Source organism: Dactylosporangium sp. NPDC005572, assembly GCF_040605515.1.
Taxonomy (GTDB): Bacteria; Actinomycetota; Actinomycetes; order Mycobacteriales; family Micromonosporaceae; genus Dactylosporangium.
Map to the genome: position 1 here is coordinate 22,519 of NZ_JBEXCY010000049.1, position 13,849 is coordinate 36,367.

16 protein-coding genes are annotated in these 13,849 nt (G+C 72.1%); 11 read left to right on the top strand and 5 right to left on the bottom strand.

Annotated features, from left to right (window positions below; genetic code table 11):
* Window positions 1-22 precede the first annotated feature (22 nt).
* Window positions 23-667, bottom strand: a complete 645-nt coding sequence (locus ABZS66_RS23775) for a zinc ribbon domain-containing protein (RefSeq protein WP_354761060.1) — start codon at window positions 665-667, stop codon at window positions 23-25.
* A gap of 43 nt (window positions 668-710) precedes the next feature.
* Window positions 711-1,115: a superoxide dismutase, Ni gene (sodN, locus tag ABZS66_RS23780; protein ID WP_354761062.1), complete on the bottom strand. Its 405-nt coding sequence runs from the start codon at window positions 1,113-1,115 to the stop codon at window positions 711-713.
* Window positions 1,116-1,237: 122 nt separating this feature from the next.
* On the opposite strand from sodN, the gene ABZS66_RS23785 reads away from it, so the two are divergent.
* Together ABZS66_RS23785 and ABZS66_RS23790 are read left to right on the top strand one after the other, a co-directional pair.
* Window positions 1,238-2,191, top strand: a complete 954-nt coding sequence (locus tag ABZS66_RS23785) for a DUF5996 family protein (protein ID WP_354761064.1) — start codon at window positions 1,238-1,240, stop codon at window positions 2,189-2,191.
* A 110-nt stretch (window positions 2,192-2,301) separates the two neighbouring features.
* Window positions 2,302-2,652 carry a hypothetical protein gene (locus tag ABZS66_RS23790; RefSeq protein WP_354761066.1) on the top strand — a complete coding sequence of 117 codons (351 nt, stop codon included), beginning with the start codon at window positions 2,302-2,304 and terminating at the stop codon, window positions 2,650-2,652.
* Here ABZS66_RS23790 and ABZS66_RS23795 read toward each other — a convergent pair.
* Window positions 2,627-2,914, bottom strand: coding sequence for a hypothetical protein (locus tag ABZS66_RS23795; protein ID WP_354761068.1), 288 nt, complete (start codon window positions 2,912-2,914; stop codon window positions 2,627-2,629). The genes ABZS66_RS23790 and ABZS66_RS23795 overlap by 26 nt on opposite strands.
* A 125-nt stretch (window positions 2,915-3,039) precedes the next feature.
* Between ABZS66_RS23795 and ABZS66_RS23800 the strand changes: the two genes are divergently transcribed.
* A complete protein-coding gene (locus ABZS66_RS23800; protein ID WP_354761070.1) occupies window positions 3,040-4,377 on the top strand; it encodes a radical SAM protein in 1,338 nt (445 codons plus the stop codon).
* A gap of 61 nt (window positions 4,378-4,438) precedes the next feature.
* Window positions 4,439-5,017, top strand: a complete 579-nt coding sequence (locus tag ABZS66_RS23805) for an SMI1/KNR4 family protein (protein ID WP_354761072.1) — start codon at window positions 4,439-4,441, stop codon at window positions 5,015-5,017.
* Here ABZS66_RS23805 and ABZS66_RS23810 read toward each other — a convergent pair.
* Window positions 4,942-5,487, bottom strand: a complete 546-nt coding sequence (locus ABZS66_RS23810; protein WP_354761074.1) for a MarR family winged helix-turn-helix transcriptional regulator — start codon at window positions 5,485-5,487, stop codon at window positions 4,942-4,944. The genes ABZS66_RS23805 and ABZS66_RS23810 overlap by 76 nt on opposite strands.
* A 31-nt stretch (window positions 5,488-5,518) precedes the next feature.
* On the opposite strand from ABZS66_RS23810, the gene ABZS66_RS23815 reads away from it, so the two are divergent.
* Entirely contained in the window at window positions 5,519-6,598 is a 1,080-nt protein-coding gene (locus ABZS66_RS23815) for a bifunctional NAD(P)H-dependent oxidoreductase/GNAT family N-acetyltransferase (RefSeq protein ID WP_354761076.1), read from the top strand.
* Here ABZS66_RS23815 and ABZS66_RS23820 read toward each other — a convergent pair.
* The gene (locus ABZS66_RS23820) at window positions 6,577-7,425 is read right to left on the bottom strand and encodes a M15 family metallopeptidase (protein WP_354761078.1); all 849 of its coding nucleotides are present in this window, start codon (window positions 7,423-7,425) and stop codon (window positions 6,577-6,579) included. The genes ABZS66_RS23815 and ABZS66_RS23820 overlap by 22 nt on opposite strands.
* A 409-nt stretch (window positions 7,426-7,834) precedes the next feature.
* Between ABZS66_RS23820 and ABZS66_RS23825 the strand changes: the two genes are divergently transcribed.
* The 6 genes from ABZS66_RS23825 to ABZS66_RS23850 all read left to right on the top strand — a co-directional run bounded on the left by ABZS66_RS23825 (window position 7,835) and on the right by ABZS66_RS23850 (window position 13,819).
* On the top strand, window positions 7,835-8,521 hold the full coding sequence (locus tag ABZS66_RS23825) for a sugar transferase (protein WP_354761080.1): 687 nt from the start codon (window positions 7,835-7,837) through the stop codon (window positions 8,519-8,521).
* A gap of 4 nt (window positions 8,522-8,525) precedes the next feature.
* Window positions 8,526-9,791, top strand: a complete 1,266-nt coding sequence (locus ABZS66_RS23830) for a glycosyltransferase family 4 protein (protein WP_354761082.1) — start codon at window positions 8,526-8,528, stop codon at window positions 9,789-9,791.
* 13 nt (window positions 9,792-9,804) lie between these two features.
* Window positions 9,805-10,383, top strand: coding sequence for a polysaccharide deacetylase family protein (locus ABZS66_RS23835; protein WP_354761084.1), 579 nt, complete (start codon window positions 9,805-9,807; stop codon window positions 10,381-10,383).
* A 145-nt stretch (window positions 10,384-10,528) separates the two neighbouring features.
* The gene (locus ABZS66_RS23840) at window positions 10,529-11,746 is read left to right on the top strand and encodes an endo-1,4-beta-xylanase (protein WP_354761086.1); all 1,218 of its coding nucleotides are present in this window, start codon (window positions 10,529-10,531) and stop codon (window positions 11,744-11,746) included.
* Between the two features lie 169 nt (window positions 11,747-11,915).
* A complete protein-coding gene (locus ABZS66_RS23845; protein ID WP_354761088.1) occupies window positions 11,916-12,434 on the top strand; it encodes a SigE family RNA polymerase sigma factor in 519 nt (172 codons plus the stop codon).
* Window positions 12,431-13,819, top strand: coding sequence for a hypothetical protein (locus ABZS66_RS23850; RefSeq protein ID WP_354761090.1), 1,389 nt, complete (start codon window positions 12,431-12,433; stop codon window positions 13,817-13,819). Before ABZS66_RS23845 ends, ABZS66_RS23850 begins: the two co-directional genes overlap by 4 nt.
* Window positions 13,820-13,849: the final 30 nt, after the last annotated feature.

Genomic DNA, 13,849 nt, shown 5'->3' on the forward strand with positions numbered 1-13,849 from the left:
CCACCCCACGTGTGGACTGCGGTCAGGGAAGCTTCTGGCCGCAGTCCATGCAGAACAGCGCGCCGATCCGGTTGCCCTCGCTGCCGCAGCCGTCGCAGCGCACCCGCGGCGCCAGCGACGATCCGCAGGCCGAGCAGAACCGCCCGCCGTCGGCCCTGGTCCCGCACGACGGGCAGGCCACCACGGCCCGCGCGCTCATGTCCACCTCGGCCGTCCAGTCCGCCTGCTGGGCGCGCTCCCGGATCTGGTCCCGCTGCGCGGCGGCCTGCGCCCGGGCGACCTCCTCGGCCACCACGGGCGCGCACCGCAGGCACTGCCCGATCTCGTCGTTCCAGCACATGGCGGCGCACATCCAGTCACCGCACCCGCGGCACTGGCGGAACTCCTGCCGCGCCCGCTCGACCGCCTCGGCGAGCGCCCGGTCCTTCGCCGGGGAGTTGCTGGTCCGGTCGTACTGCCACTGGTCCACGGTCCGGCTGACCCGCTGCGTGAACCCGCCCAGCACGTGCCCGGCCGCCCGCAGCACCTTCTTGCCGGTCTCGACCGAGTCGCGCTTGAACGCCGACCGGTGCCCGTTCCCGCACCGCTCGCAGCGGAACTCGAACTGGTAACCCTGCGTGTTGGACAGGTCCCGGACGTTGTCGGTGAAGGGTACGAGCGCGCTCACGCAGCTCAGCGTAGCCAGCCGTGGCCAGCAGTACAGTCAGAGATCAGCCTTGTTTGGTCTCCCAGAAGATCTTCGCGATCTCGTCGATCCTGCCGAGGAGCCGCTCGGCGACGGCCGGGTCGGCCGAGCCCTTCGCGCCGCCGGCGCCGGCCAGCTTGGTGGCCTCGTTGAACAGGCCGTGCAGCTCGGGGTAGCGCTCGAAGTGCGGCGCCTTGAAGTAGTCGGTCCACAGCACCCAGAGGTGGTGCTTCACCAGCTCGGCCCGCTGTTCCTTGACGACCAGGGCGCGCGTGCGGAACTCCGGGTCGTCGCTGTCCTGGTACTTCTTCGCGATGGCGAGCAGTGACTCGGCCTCGATGCGGGCCTGGGCCGGGTCGTAGACGCCGCAGGGCAGGTCGCAGTGGGCGCGCACGACGGTCCGCGGGCGCAGCAGGGATGACAGACGCATTCCGGCACGCTAAAACCTCAACCGGACTCGAGGTCAAGTGGCCGCCTCGGGCGGGCGCATGATCGGGCCCGTTTCGGGCAGCCCTGCCGTGTCCGACGGCAGACACCGCAGGGAGGCCTGAGATGACCGGTCAGCGGAAGCACTGGGCGGCCCTCCCGGTCACCGATTGGGAACCCACATACGACACGCTGCACATGTACACCCAGGTCCTCGGCAAGATCTCACTGGCGTTGCGGCCCATGGAGAACCACTGGTGGCAGGTCGCGCTGGAGCTCTCCGCCAGAGGTCTGCGGACCGCGGCCATCCCGCACCCCGCTCGTACCTTCGAGATGGATCTCGACCTCATCGACCATGTGCTCCACATCGACGCCGAGGGCGGCGAGCGGCGGACCGTCGCGCTGGGCGGGTCCGTGCGCGACTTCTACACCGCCACGATGACGGCGCTCGACGACCTGGGGCTGCACGTGCCGATCTGGACCGTCCCGGCGGAGGTGGCGGATCCGATTCCCTTCGACGAGGACACCGTCCATTCGACGTACGACCCGGCCCAGGCGGAGCGGTACTGGCACGTCCTGTGCCAGGTCGAGGGGGTCTTCGACGAGTTCCGGGCCCGCTTCACCGGCAAGGCCAGCCCGGTCCAGTTCTACTGGGGCTCGTTCGACCTCGCCACGACGCGCTTCTCCGGCCGGCCCACCGAGCCGCCACCGGGCGCCGACACGATCACCCGGTTCAGCTACACCGCCGAGCAGAGCTCGCTCGGTTTCTGGCCCGGCGGCACCTGGCTCAACGGCACGCGCGTGGACCAGCCGGTCTTCTACTCGTACACCTATCCGGAGCCGCCGGGAGTGCGTGACCAGCCGGTCAGCCCGGCATCGGCGTCCTTCGACACCGGACTCGGCGAGTTCGTGCTGAGCTACGACGACGTCCGGCAGGCGGACGATCCGCGCCAGGCGATCCTCGACTTCGCCCAGACCACGTACGAGGCCGGCGCCCGGCTCCAGGACTGGCCGCGCGACGTGCTCGAATGGACGCCGCCAACGCCGCCGAGCTATCGCCGGGCGATGTCGATGGCGTAGCGCGGCAACCGTACTCACCGGTCGGTGGTCACGGTGAGTACCGTACTCAGGCCGGAAGCGAGTAGCGGCACCGACGCGGGGCGGACCGGCACGATCCTAGGCTGACCGCCATGGACAGGGCGATCCTCTTCGCCAAGGGGCTCGCGATGACGGCCGGGTGCCACGGGGTGCTCGTCGCGGTGGCCGTCGGCGGGTGGCTCGGGCTGTCGGACACCCCGGCCGGTGCGGAGTGCTCGGGCTTCGGCTGTTCGATGACGCCGCGGGACACCGCCACGCTGGTGGCGCTGTTCGCCGGCCTGCCGATGTTCGCCGCGAGCGCGCTCGTCGCGATCGCGGTGGTGGGCGGCCTCACCGCCGCGCGGGTCCGCTCCGGCGTGCTCGCCGGCGTGGTCGCGACGGCGGCCGGTTGGCTCGCCGCGGCGGTGGTGCTGCTGGTCATGCTGCAGTCGGCGGTCTCATAGCAGGGCGCGGCAGGCCTCGCGGTCGTACGGCAGGCCGGCCTGGCGGAAGCTCAGCGACGAGCGCCACAATCACCTCCGCGGCGGGTGGCGTCACGGTCCACGGCGTGCCCTGGTGGATGACCGCCGACCAGAGGTGCGACAGCGCCGCGGCCCGGGCCTCGGCGTCGGCGCCGGCGAGCGCGGCCAGGTGGGCAGGGGTGTCGGTGGCGCGGCCGTACGCGTGCAGCAGCGTCGCGAACGGCCCGGAGTCGGTCGGGACCACGGCGAAGATGGTAGGACCCCCGCTCCGCGGGCATCGGCGCGGTGGGGAGGGCCGGGAGACGGTGCTCACAGCCCGGCCCTTGTTGCCGCCGCCGTGGGTGAGGATGGGGTCGAGGAGGGCTGCGCATGTCATCGCGTACCGATCTGGTCGAGGACCTGATGGGCCGGTTTCCGCACGTGCCGCGGGAAGCCGTGATCAAGGAGGACCTGCTGCGCGGCGGGCTGGCGTTCGACGACTCGGCGCTGACCGACAACGAGGACGGCGCCGTCAAGCCGAAGTCGTACTTCATCTTCTCGTTCGACCACCGCACGCTGCCCGAGCTGGGCACCGCCGCGCTGCGGCGGCCGCCGGAGGAGATCGTCCTCACCGGCGGGCCCTACGGGCTGCGCCGCACGGTCGTCTCGGTCCGCATCAACCCGGGCTCGCCGTACCGGGTGCGCACGGACGACGACGGCCGGCTGCGGCTGTACCTGGACGGCCGGCCGATCGCCGACGTCGGGCTGCCGCCGATGCCGAACTACTACCGGCACACGCTGGCCAACGGCAAGTCGGTCATGGAGGTCGCCCCGACCATCCAGTGGGGCTACCTGATCTACCTGACGGCGTTCCGGGTCTGTCAGTACTTCGGCGCCAAGGAGGAGTGCCAGTACTGCGACATCAACCACAACTGGCGCCAGCACAAGGCGGCCGGCCGCCCGTACACCGGCGTCAAGCCGGTCGACGAGATCCTGGAAGCGCTGGAGATCATCGACCGGTACGACACCGAGCGGGCCTCGACGGCGTACACCCTGACCGGCGGCAGCATCACCTCGCACGTCGGCGGCAAGACCGAGGCCGACTTCTACGGCCAGTACGCCCAGGCCATCGAGGAGCGCTTCCCGGGCCGCTGGATCGGCAAGGTCGTCGCCCAGGCGCTGCCGCGGGCCGATGTGCAGCGCTTCAAGGACTACGGCATCCAGATCTACCACCCCAACTACGAGGTGTGGGACAAGCGGCTGTTCGAGCTGTACTGCCCCGGCAAGGAGCGCTACGTCGGCCGGGAGGAGTGGCACCGCCGCATCCTGGACTCGGCCGAGGTGTTCGGCCCGCGCAACGTGATCCCGAACTTCGTGGCCGGCGTCGAGATGGCCGCCCCGGCCGGTTTCACCACGGTCGGCGAGGCGATCGAGTCGACCGCCGAGGGTCTGCAGTACTTCATGTCGCGCGGCATCACCCCACGGTTCACGACCTGGTGCCCCGAGCCCACCACGCCGCTCGGCAAGGCGAACCCGGAGGGCGCACCCCTGGAGTACCACGTCCGGCTCCTCGAGACCTACCGCGCGATCATGGAGGCCAACGGCCTGTCCAGCCCGCCGGGCTACGGCCTGCCCGGTCCCGGCCGGGCCGTCTTCTCGGTCAGCTCGTTCATGGACAGCCTGCCCGCCGACGACAGCCTGCCCGCCGGCGCCGTGGAGCGGCCGTAGCGGCTCACGTATCTTCCGGGCGACCGACCGAAGCCACCCGACCGGCCCTGGGAGCGAGCCCATGTCCACGGACCCGACCGGCCACGCGGTGCTCCGCGTGGGCGCCGCACTCCGCGCGTGCGAGGATCTCGAGCTCCGTCCCCCGGCCACGGAGGCGGCGGTGGCCGCGTTCGAGCAGCGGATCGGGGTCCGGCTGCCCGCGTCGTACCGCACGTTCGTGCTCGAGGTGGCCGACGGGATCCGGATGGACGACGAGCCCTGGCTCTACGGGCTCGACGACGTGGCGCTCGAGGTCGAGAACGGCCAGGGCGATCCCACCCAGCCGTTCTGGTACGGCGACGCCGAGGCGTCCGCGATGCTCGCGGCCCTCGCCGAGCTCCCGGAGAGCGGGAGCGTCCTGGGTGACGAGCGCCTGGCCACGCTGCAGCGCGGCGGCGACCCGGACGGCTGCCTGACCGTCGCCAACCACGGCGGCAACGACTTCTCGGCCCTCGTGGTCACCGGCGAGCAGGCCGGGTGGGTGTGGCGCACCGGTGAGATCGACGTGCCGGAGACGCGGGAGCTCTACTCGGCCGCCCGGGGCGCGACCCCGCTCGACTTCCTGTCGTGGCTGGACGTGTGGGCGGAGGAGTTCGGCTGATCCGGTGATCCGGTGATGCCCAGCCTCCGGGCGATCTGTTCGAGGGCGGCGAGGTCCTCCGGGGCGAGCCGGTCGATGAAGTGGCGCCGGACCGACTCGAGGTGGGCCGGTGCGGCGTCCTGGAGAGCGTCCAGACCTTGTGCGGTGAGCACGAGGAGGCAGCCCCTGCCGTCGGTCGGGTCCGGCGCGCGCAGCAGGAGACCGCGTGCCTCCATACGGGTCGCGTGCCGGGACAGCCGGCTGCGTGACCAGCCCATCTTGTCGGCCTGCTCCCCCAGGGTGCTGGTGTGCGCGGGGCGCTCCGACAGCGTGCTCAGCACCTCGTAGTCCGGTTCGGAGAGGCCGACCGCGGCCAGGTCGCGGGCCGTGCCGGTCTGGACGGCGACCATCACGCGCAGGAAGGCCCGCCAGGCCCGCTCCTCGTCGGGGTTCAGCCAGCGCACGGCCCCGGCCGGCGACTTCGTTGACATGTAATCAATCTAGCACCTACGCTTCGTTTCCATGTCAACGAAATCGCTGCGTGTTCTCGCGCTGGTGTGCAGCACCCGGCCGGGCGCCCTCGGCCCCGTCGTGGCGCGGTGGCTGATCGACGCGGTCACGCCCCGGGCCGCGGAGCTGGGCGTCGAGCTCGTGCCGGTGGCCCTCGGCGACCTGGAGCTGCCGTTCCTGGACGAGGAGGAACATCCGTCGTCGGGCGTCTACCGCAATGAGCACACCCGTCGGTGGAGCGCGATCGCCGGGGCGGCGGACGGGTTCATCGCGGTCACGCCGGAGTACAACTACGGGATGCCGGCGACGCTGAAGAACGCGCTGGACTACCTCGGCGCCGAGTGGGCGTGGAAGCCGATCGGCTTCGTCAGCTACGGCAACACGTCGGCGGGCACCCGATCCGTCCAGCACGCCAAGCAGGTGGTGACCACGCTGCGCATGATGCCGTTGGGCGCCACGGTCGCGATCCGCATCGGCGACGCGGTGGAGCAGGGGCGGCTGCGGCCGGACGCCGGCCGCGACGCGGCGGGTGTCGTGCTGCTCGACGAGCTGGCGCGGGTCGCCCACGCCCTGCGGCCGATGCGCGAACGCGCGCGGGCCGGGATCGCCTCCGGCCCCGTGCCGGGGTCCTACGCGAGGCGGCTGACCCCGCACGACGCGCCGGAGGTGACGGTGCTGCAGCGGTGCTGCTGGGTGGAGGAGGCGGTGGCCAACGACACCATGGCCATTCCGGCGCTGCACGAGTCGCCGGAGGATGTGCGTGCGTGGCTGGCGAGCTGGCACACCACGGGCATCTGGCTCGACGGTCGGCTGCTGGGCATGGTGCGGACCCGCCGCGACGACACCGACTGGCACCTGGGTCGGCTCGCCGTCGTGCCCGACCTGCGCGGCCGGGGGCTGGGCCGGTGGCTGTTGCGGACCGCCGAGGCCGCCGCCGAGCCGGGTTGCCGCCGCATCGTGTTGTTCACCGGCGCCAAGAGCCTGCGGAACATCAACTTCTACCGGAGCGAGGGCTACCAGCCGGTGTCGCCCGCCGACCAGGACGGAACCATCCGCCTCGCCAAGGACCGTCAGGCGACCGGGAAGTTGTAGTACGTGTCCGGGAACGGCTCGTGGTCGAGGGTGTAGTGCCACCACTCCTTCGGGTAGTTCGTGAAGCCGCCGGCGGACATCAGGTCGACCAGCAGCGCCCGGTTCTTGCGCTGCGCCGCGCCCACGCCCGGCGCCGCCGTGTGCGCCAGCGGGTCGAAGCAGTCGAAGCCCGTGCCCATGTCGACGGTGTCGTCCGGGAACCGCTGCTGCGCCGGCGCGGTGCACGGCACCAGCGGGTCGTCCGCGCGGTACGACGGCTGCTCGCGCGCCGGCATCGCCACCAGCGTCAGGTCGAGCGTGCTGCCCCGGCTGTGCGCGGTGGGCCCGCCGATGTAGCCGTCGTCGAAGAGCGCGGACTTGTCGACCTCCGGGTAGAACTCGCCCTTCATGCGCTGGTCGGCGTCGCCGGACCAGCGGACGAAGTCGTCGACCGCCTGCTGCGGGCGGTAGCAGTCGTACACCTTGAGGCTGTACCCGCGGGCCAGGGCGCTCTGCTGCACGCGGTGCAGGGCATCGGCCGCCTGGCGGGTGAGCAGGCAGCGCGGCCGCAGGTATCCGGTGACCGGCCGGCCGACGAAGTTGTGCGCGGTGGCGTACCGGATGTCGGACAGGATGCTGCCGTCCACATCGGACAGTGCCACGAAGCCCGCCGGTAGCGGCGCGGGCGACACCGACGGCGACGCGGACGGGCTGGGTGGCGGCGCCGGCGATGACGACTCCGCGACGGCGGGTGCCGTAGCGGAGGCGGACGGCGTCGGCGCGGACCGCGCCGGGCCACCACACGCGGCCAGCAGCAGGCCGGCCGTCACGGCGATCAGCAGGCGCACGCCCGGATTATTCGGCGTGCGCGCAGGTCGATGCGGGGCCGGCCGCCGCGCGTGCCACCCGGCGGACCGCCCGAAGTCGGCCGGGACTGCGGCGAGGATGGTAGGACTGGAGCCATGACCGCCGCCGTCACGCTGACCGTCACCACCGGCTGCGCGCCGCCGAGGTCGTCGTGGAGCAGCTCAGGTGGGTGCCCCCGACCGCGCTGGGCACGGACGAGCGGGGCGGGGGCGAGGCATCGATTGACGTCACCCTGTAAGCAATGCGACAGTGGTTTTTCCGGAACGAATCTTGCGAACCCGTTGCCGACTACGACAGCGTTCGTAACCGTCGGTCGCGCACTCACGGGGGGTTCGGCGTGCAGACGATCCAGGCGTACCGGTATGCCGCCGGCCGGGTGCTCGCCAGAGCATGCTGAAGGCAACGGGACTGACCATGACGGTCGAGTTCGTCGTCTCCGCGTGGGGCCTGCCCAGGTGGTCGGTGCGGCAGCTCGTCGAGTCGGCGGCGGCGCTCGCGCTCATCGTGCTCTTTGCGCCCCTGCTGCTGGCGACCGCGCTCGCGGTCAAGGTCACCAGCCGGGGGCCGGTCCTGTTCCGGCAGGAGCGGGTCGGGCTGCGCCGTGCGGTCTTCACGATGTACAAGTTCCGCACGATGGAGGTCGGCAACGACGACACCGAGCATCGCCGGCTGATGCGGGAGCAGCTCACCGCCGACGAGCCGCCGACCGGCGGCGAGCCGGGCCTCTACAAGCTGGCCCGGGACCCGCGGATCACCCGGATCGGGCGGCTGCTGCGCCAGTTCAGCATCGACGAGCTGCCGCAGCTGTGGAACGTGGTGCGGGGCGAGATGGCGCTGGTCGGCCCGCGCCCCTACGTCCCGTGGGAGGTGGAGTGCTTCCCCGCCGGCGTCGAGCGGCGCTTCAGCGTGCGGCCCGGCATGACCGGGCTGTGGCAGGTCAGCGGCCGCAGCACGCTCGACTACCGCACCGCGCTGCAGATCGACGTCGACTACGTCGACCGGCGCTCGCTCTGGCTGGACCTGCGCATCCTGGCCCGCACTGCGGTGGTCGTGTTCGACCGCTCGGCGAGCCGGTGACCCGATGACCCGCCGCCCGCAACACGTCGCCATCGTCGTCGCGAACCTGCCGGCGGAGCGCGACCGCCGGGTCATCCGGGAGAGCCTGAGCCTGGAGGCGCGCGGCTACGAGGTGACGATCATCGCGCCGCGCGGCGACCGGACGCTGCGGACGCTGCCCGGCAGCCGCAACGTGCGGCTGCGGCCGTATCCGATGCTGCTGTACGGCTCGGGCGTCGTCACCTTCGCCGTCGAGTTCGTGTGGTCCTTCGTGTGCGTCGCCGTGCGGCTGGCCGGCGAGGTGCTCCGCGGGCGTGCGCAGGCGGTACAGGTCTGCAACCCGCCCGACGTGTACTGGCCCCTCGCCCTGGTGCTCCGGCTGCTGCGCCGGCCGTGGGTGTTCGACCACCACGACCTGTGCCCGGAGATCCTCGCCACGCGCGGCGGCGGCCCGCCGGGCCTGGCCTACCGGGCCCTGGTCCTGTTCGAGTGGCTGACCCTGCGCACGGCGAGCGCGGTCGTCGCCACCAACGAGTCGTTCCGGGACAACGCGCTGCGCCGCGGTGTGCCGTCCGCGCGGGTGACCGTGGTGCGCAACGGCCCGGCGGCGGACGAGATCGGGCCGGCCTCCCCCCGGGCCGGGAACCGGCACCGGATCGTGTACCTCGGCGTGCTCGGGCCGCAGGACCACGTCGAGGGGGCGGTGCTCGCCGCCGGTGCGCTGACCCGGCTGCGCGGGCGGACCGACTGGTCGATGACCATCGCCGGCGACGGCGAGAGCATGCCCGCGCTGACCAAGCTCGTCGCGGAGCACGGGCTCGGCGACGTCGTGGAGTTCGCTGGCTGGCTGGACGGGCCGGCGGTCGACGACCTCCTGCGCACGGCGACCGTGGCGATCCAGCCCGACCTGCCGACCCGGATGAACGACCTGTCGACGATGGCCAAGACGGTCGAGTACCTCGGGCGCGGCGTGCCCGTGGTCGCGGCCGACCTGACCGAGACCCGGCGCACCGCGGGCGACGCGGCGGTGTACGTGCCGACCGGGGACCCCGCCGAGTTCGCCGCGGCGCTCCACGCGCTGATGGACGACCCGGCCCAGCGCGCCGAGATGAGCGCGTGCGGCCGGCAGCGGTTCACCGACCGGCTCGCCTGGGAGCATCAGGCGACGGCGTATCTTGCCGTCTGGGACCGGCTGCTCGGTTCCCCGGCGGGCCGCCGGCGTGTCCTCTTCCAGCGCCGTCAATCAATTTCGAAAAGTTCCGAAATCCATTCCCGCCGGCGTCCGGAATGACTATCAAGACTCCATGTCGTATGTGGCGCTGACGTTCGACGACGGGCCGAGTCCCGGCACCACCGGGGCGCTGCTCGACGCGTTGCGCGCGGCCGGGGCGAGAGCGACGTTCTTCGACATCGGCGGGAACGCGCAGGCGCATCCGGCCCTCGTGCGGGCCAAGCGGGACGCCGGCATGTGGATCGGCAACCACAGCTGGACCCACCCGCACCTGCCCGGGCTGCCGGCCGGCCGGGTCGCCGCCGAACTGTCCCAGACCCAGGCCCTGCTGGAGCGGCTCACCGGCGCGGCACCGCGGCTGTTCCGCCCGCCGTACGGCGAGACCGACGCCACCGTCCGGGCCGCCGGGGCCCGGCTCGGGCTCACCGAGGTCCTGTGGACGGTGGACACGCGGGACTGGAGCGGTGCGACCACCGACCGGATCGTCGCCGCGGCCGACGAACTGGAGCCGGGTGGCGTGCTGCTCATGCACGACGGCTATCCGGCCACCGTCGCGGCCGTGCCGCGGATCGTGGCGGGGCTGCGCGCCCGGGGGCTGGAGCCGGGCATGATCTGCGCGTCGTCCGGCCGGGCCGTCGGCTTTTCGAAATAAATCCGGATCGGATATCCACCGGAAAATGTTTCGACGAATTCCCATACGTCACTCTTGACGGTTCATATTGTCGCGCAATAGCGTTTCGGGAAACGGTCCGAAACATTTCTACACCCCGCCGTTTTTCTCTTCGCTAGGAGCATCGATGAGATTACGAAGAATGGCCACCGCGTGCGCGTGCGCCGTGGTGGTCGCCGCGTCGCTCGGCAGCGTGTCGGCCTCCGCCCACGGCCCCCGCCCGCCGAAGCCGCAGGACCAGTCGCTGAAGGCGCTCGCCGCGCGGCACAACCTGTACTTCGGCACGGCGGTCGACGTGAACGCGTACGCGGATGCCGGTGACCCGCAGTACAAGACGATGGTCAACCAGCAGTTCAACACGGTCACCGCCGAGAACGCGATGAAGTGGGAGAGCCTCGAGCCGACCCGCGGCGTCTACAACTGGGGCCCGGCCGACGCGTTCGTGGCCGAGGCGATCCGCAACCGCCAGCTGGTCCGCGGCCACGTGCTCACCTGGCACAGCCAGCTCCCGGGATGGCTCACCGCCGGGATCAACGACGGCAGCATCGGCCCCGCCGAGGCCCGTGCCCTGCTCAAGCAGCACATCACCGCGGTCGTGTCGCATTTCAAGGGCAAAATCTGGCAGTGGGACGTGGTGAACGAGGCCGTCAGCGACCCGTGGGAGACGCCGAGCGCGATCCACCTGGGCGGCAACACCGGCTCGTTCAAACAGAAGTGGGCGGACACCCTCGGCCCGGACTACGTGGCGGACGCGTTCCGCTGGGCCCGCGCCGCCGACCCGAAGGCCCTGCTGTTCTACAACGACTACAACCTCGAGGCGTTCGGCGACGGCGGTCCGGGCGACAAGACCCAGTTCGTCTACGACCTGGTCAAGCGCCTGCGCTCCCAGGGCGTCCCGATCGACGGCGTCGGCAGCCAGGGCCACCTGGGGACGCGGTACGGCAACTACGACGTGTTCCAGGCGAGCGAGGCGCTGCAGAAGTTCACCGACCTGGGCCTCGCGGTGGCGTTCACCGAGGTCGACGTCCGCAGCCTGATGAAGAACGCCGACGACCCGGCCGCCGACGCGAACCCGGCCGACGTGGCGTCGCGCGACCAGGCCGCGGCCTTCAACCACTGGGTCCTGCTGCAGGCCTGCCTGATGAACCGCCACTGCCTGTCCTTCACGGTGTGGGGCTTCACCGACAGGTACTCCTGGATCCCCAACTGGTTCAAGAACCCGCCCGAGGGCTCGGGCTGCCTGTGGGACGCCGACTACCAGCCGAAGAAGTCCCTGCGCACGGTCCAGGGAACGCTGCTGGCGTCGACGCCGCTCGCGCGGATCCCGCAGACCCCGCGCCGCTGACGCTCCACCTCCCGGTCCCGGGTCCGGAGGGATGGCCGGACCCGGGACCTCCTCCGCACCCGCCCCGCCGGGTTGGAACTTTCGCTGATATGTCTTCGTCGGCGAAAGTTCCAACCCGGCGGCCTGTTCGGGGCATGTACTCGGACAGGACCGGTCTGAGGGGGCGTGCGTGGTCGACGAAGAGGGGTTCCGCGAGTTCGTGCAGGTGCGGCTGCCGCGGTTGTCGCGGGCCGCGTACCTGCTCGCGGGTGGGCATGCGCAAGCCGAGGACCTGCTGCAGGCAACGCTGATCAAGGCGGCGCTGGGCTGGTCGCGGATCTCCGAGGCCCAGGATCCCGAGGCCTACGTCCGCCGGATTCTGTACCACGAGCACGTGCGCACCTGGCGCCGACGACGATGGCGTGAGCACTCCACCGCGACCCCGCCCGAGCGGGCCCACGAGGACGGGACGAATCAGACGGTACTGCGGCTGGTCCTGCAACAGGCGCTGGCGAGGCTCACGCCGAGGCAACGGGCGGTCGTCATCCTGCGGTACTTCGAAGACCTCTCCGAGGCCCAGACCGCGCAGGTCATGAGTGTGTCGGTCGGCACCGTCAAGAGCCAGACCAGCCACGCCCTGGCCCGGCTGCGCAAGCTCGCGCCCGAGCTGGCGGACCACGTGCGGGAGTCCATGGAGGTGGGATCGTGACCCGGCTGTCGGAGATCCTCGACGAGCTCGCGGACCAGGCGAAGGTGTACGACGTCACCGATCAGTCCGTGCGGGCCGCCCGACGGCGCCACCGGCAGCGCTTCGGCATGAAGACCGCAGTCCGCGTCACCGCCGCGGTGTGCCTGATCGCCGTGGTGGCGGCGATCCTCCCGCTGTCCTTCAGCGGCGGCACGGGCGTGCCCGAGGCCGGGCCCGGCCGGCTGGACGGCGAACCGGCCGCGCTGGTCCGGCCGCTGCTCGACGCGCCGACCCGCGGCTCGCTGGCCGGCGACCGGGCCTATCTCGACGCCGTGCTCGCCCGGATCACCGGCGACCCCGAGCGGTACGGGCTCCCCGACGACCGGGCGCGGCTGCGCATCCTGTTCGCGGGCGACGTGCCCGGCAAGCGGCGGCTCGTCATCGTCGCGGGGTTCACCGCCCAGCCGCGGAAGGTCGAGCTCACCGGGTCGCGGGGGGCCTCGGCCCGGCGGCTGGACCTGACCGGCTGGTCGGACCTCGAGGAGCCGATCGTGCGGACCGAGTGGCGCGGTGAGCGGCTCGACACCGGGTACGCGCTGGTATTCGGGCCGGCGGGGTACGACGTGTGGGTGTCGGAGCGGCCCCGGTATCTGGCCGACGGGACGGTCGGGCGGGACTGGCGGCCGGAGCCGGCCGGCTACGTCCTGCGCGATGTCGCCGACATGCCGGCCGGGCTGCGGGTGCGGATGAGCCGCGGGGAGACGGTGCTGTACGAGGGGCCGGTCGCCGCGGTGGGCGCGAAGCGGACCGGCGCCGTCGATCCCGCACCGCTCTACGGCCGTGGCACGCCGGCGCCGACCGCCGCCGGGAGCGCCGCCGACGCGCTCGCGTACCAGTTCGGGCTCACCGGGCCGGACGTGCACTACGTGGTGCTGTGGAGCGACGCGTTCGAGGTCGACGACCCCAACGGCACCGGCACCGGCATGGGGCAGATCGCGACCGTGATGGCGGTGACCGCCGACGGAGGCGGCCCGTACATCACGATCGCCACCGACGCGAGCCCGCAGCCCAACGCGCGGAACCATCCGACCGGCGAGGGCGTGGCCGGCGACCCGGCGAAGGCGCTCATCGCGATGCGGCTGCCGCACTTCACCGCCGAGGCGTCCGACGCGCTGCAGATCATCGGGCCGCCGGCGGCGAGCCGGGCCGAGATCCGGCAGGGCGACACCGTGGTCACGACCACGCCACTGGACGACGGCGTGGGCCGGGTCGAGCTCCCGGGCCCGGCGGACGTCACGGTGCGCGTCTACGACGAGCACGGCGCGGTGCTCGCCGAGCGGGCCTTCGCCGACGTCGGTGCCACGCCGGCCGGCTCCGTCGAACCCGAGCTGAAGGGCTGGAAGTGAGCCCGGCGGCCCGGCCCCCGCGCCGGGGAC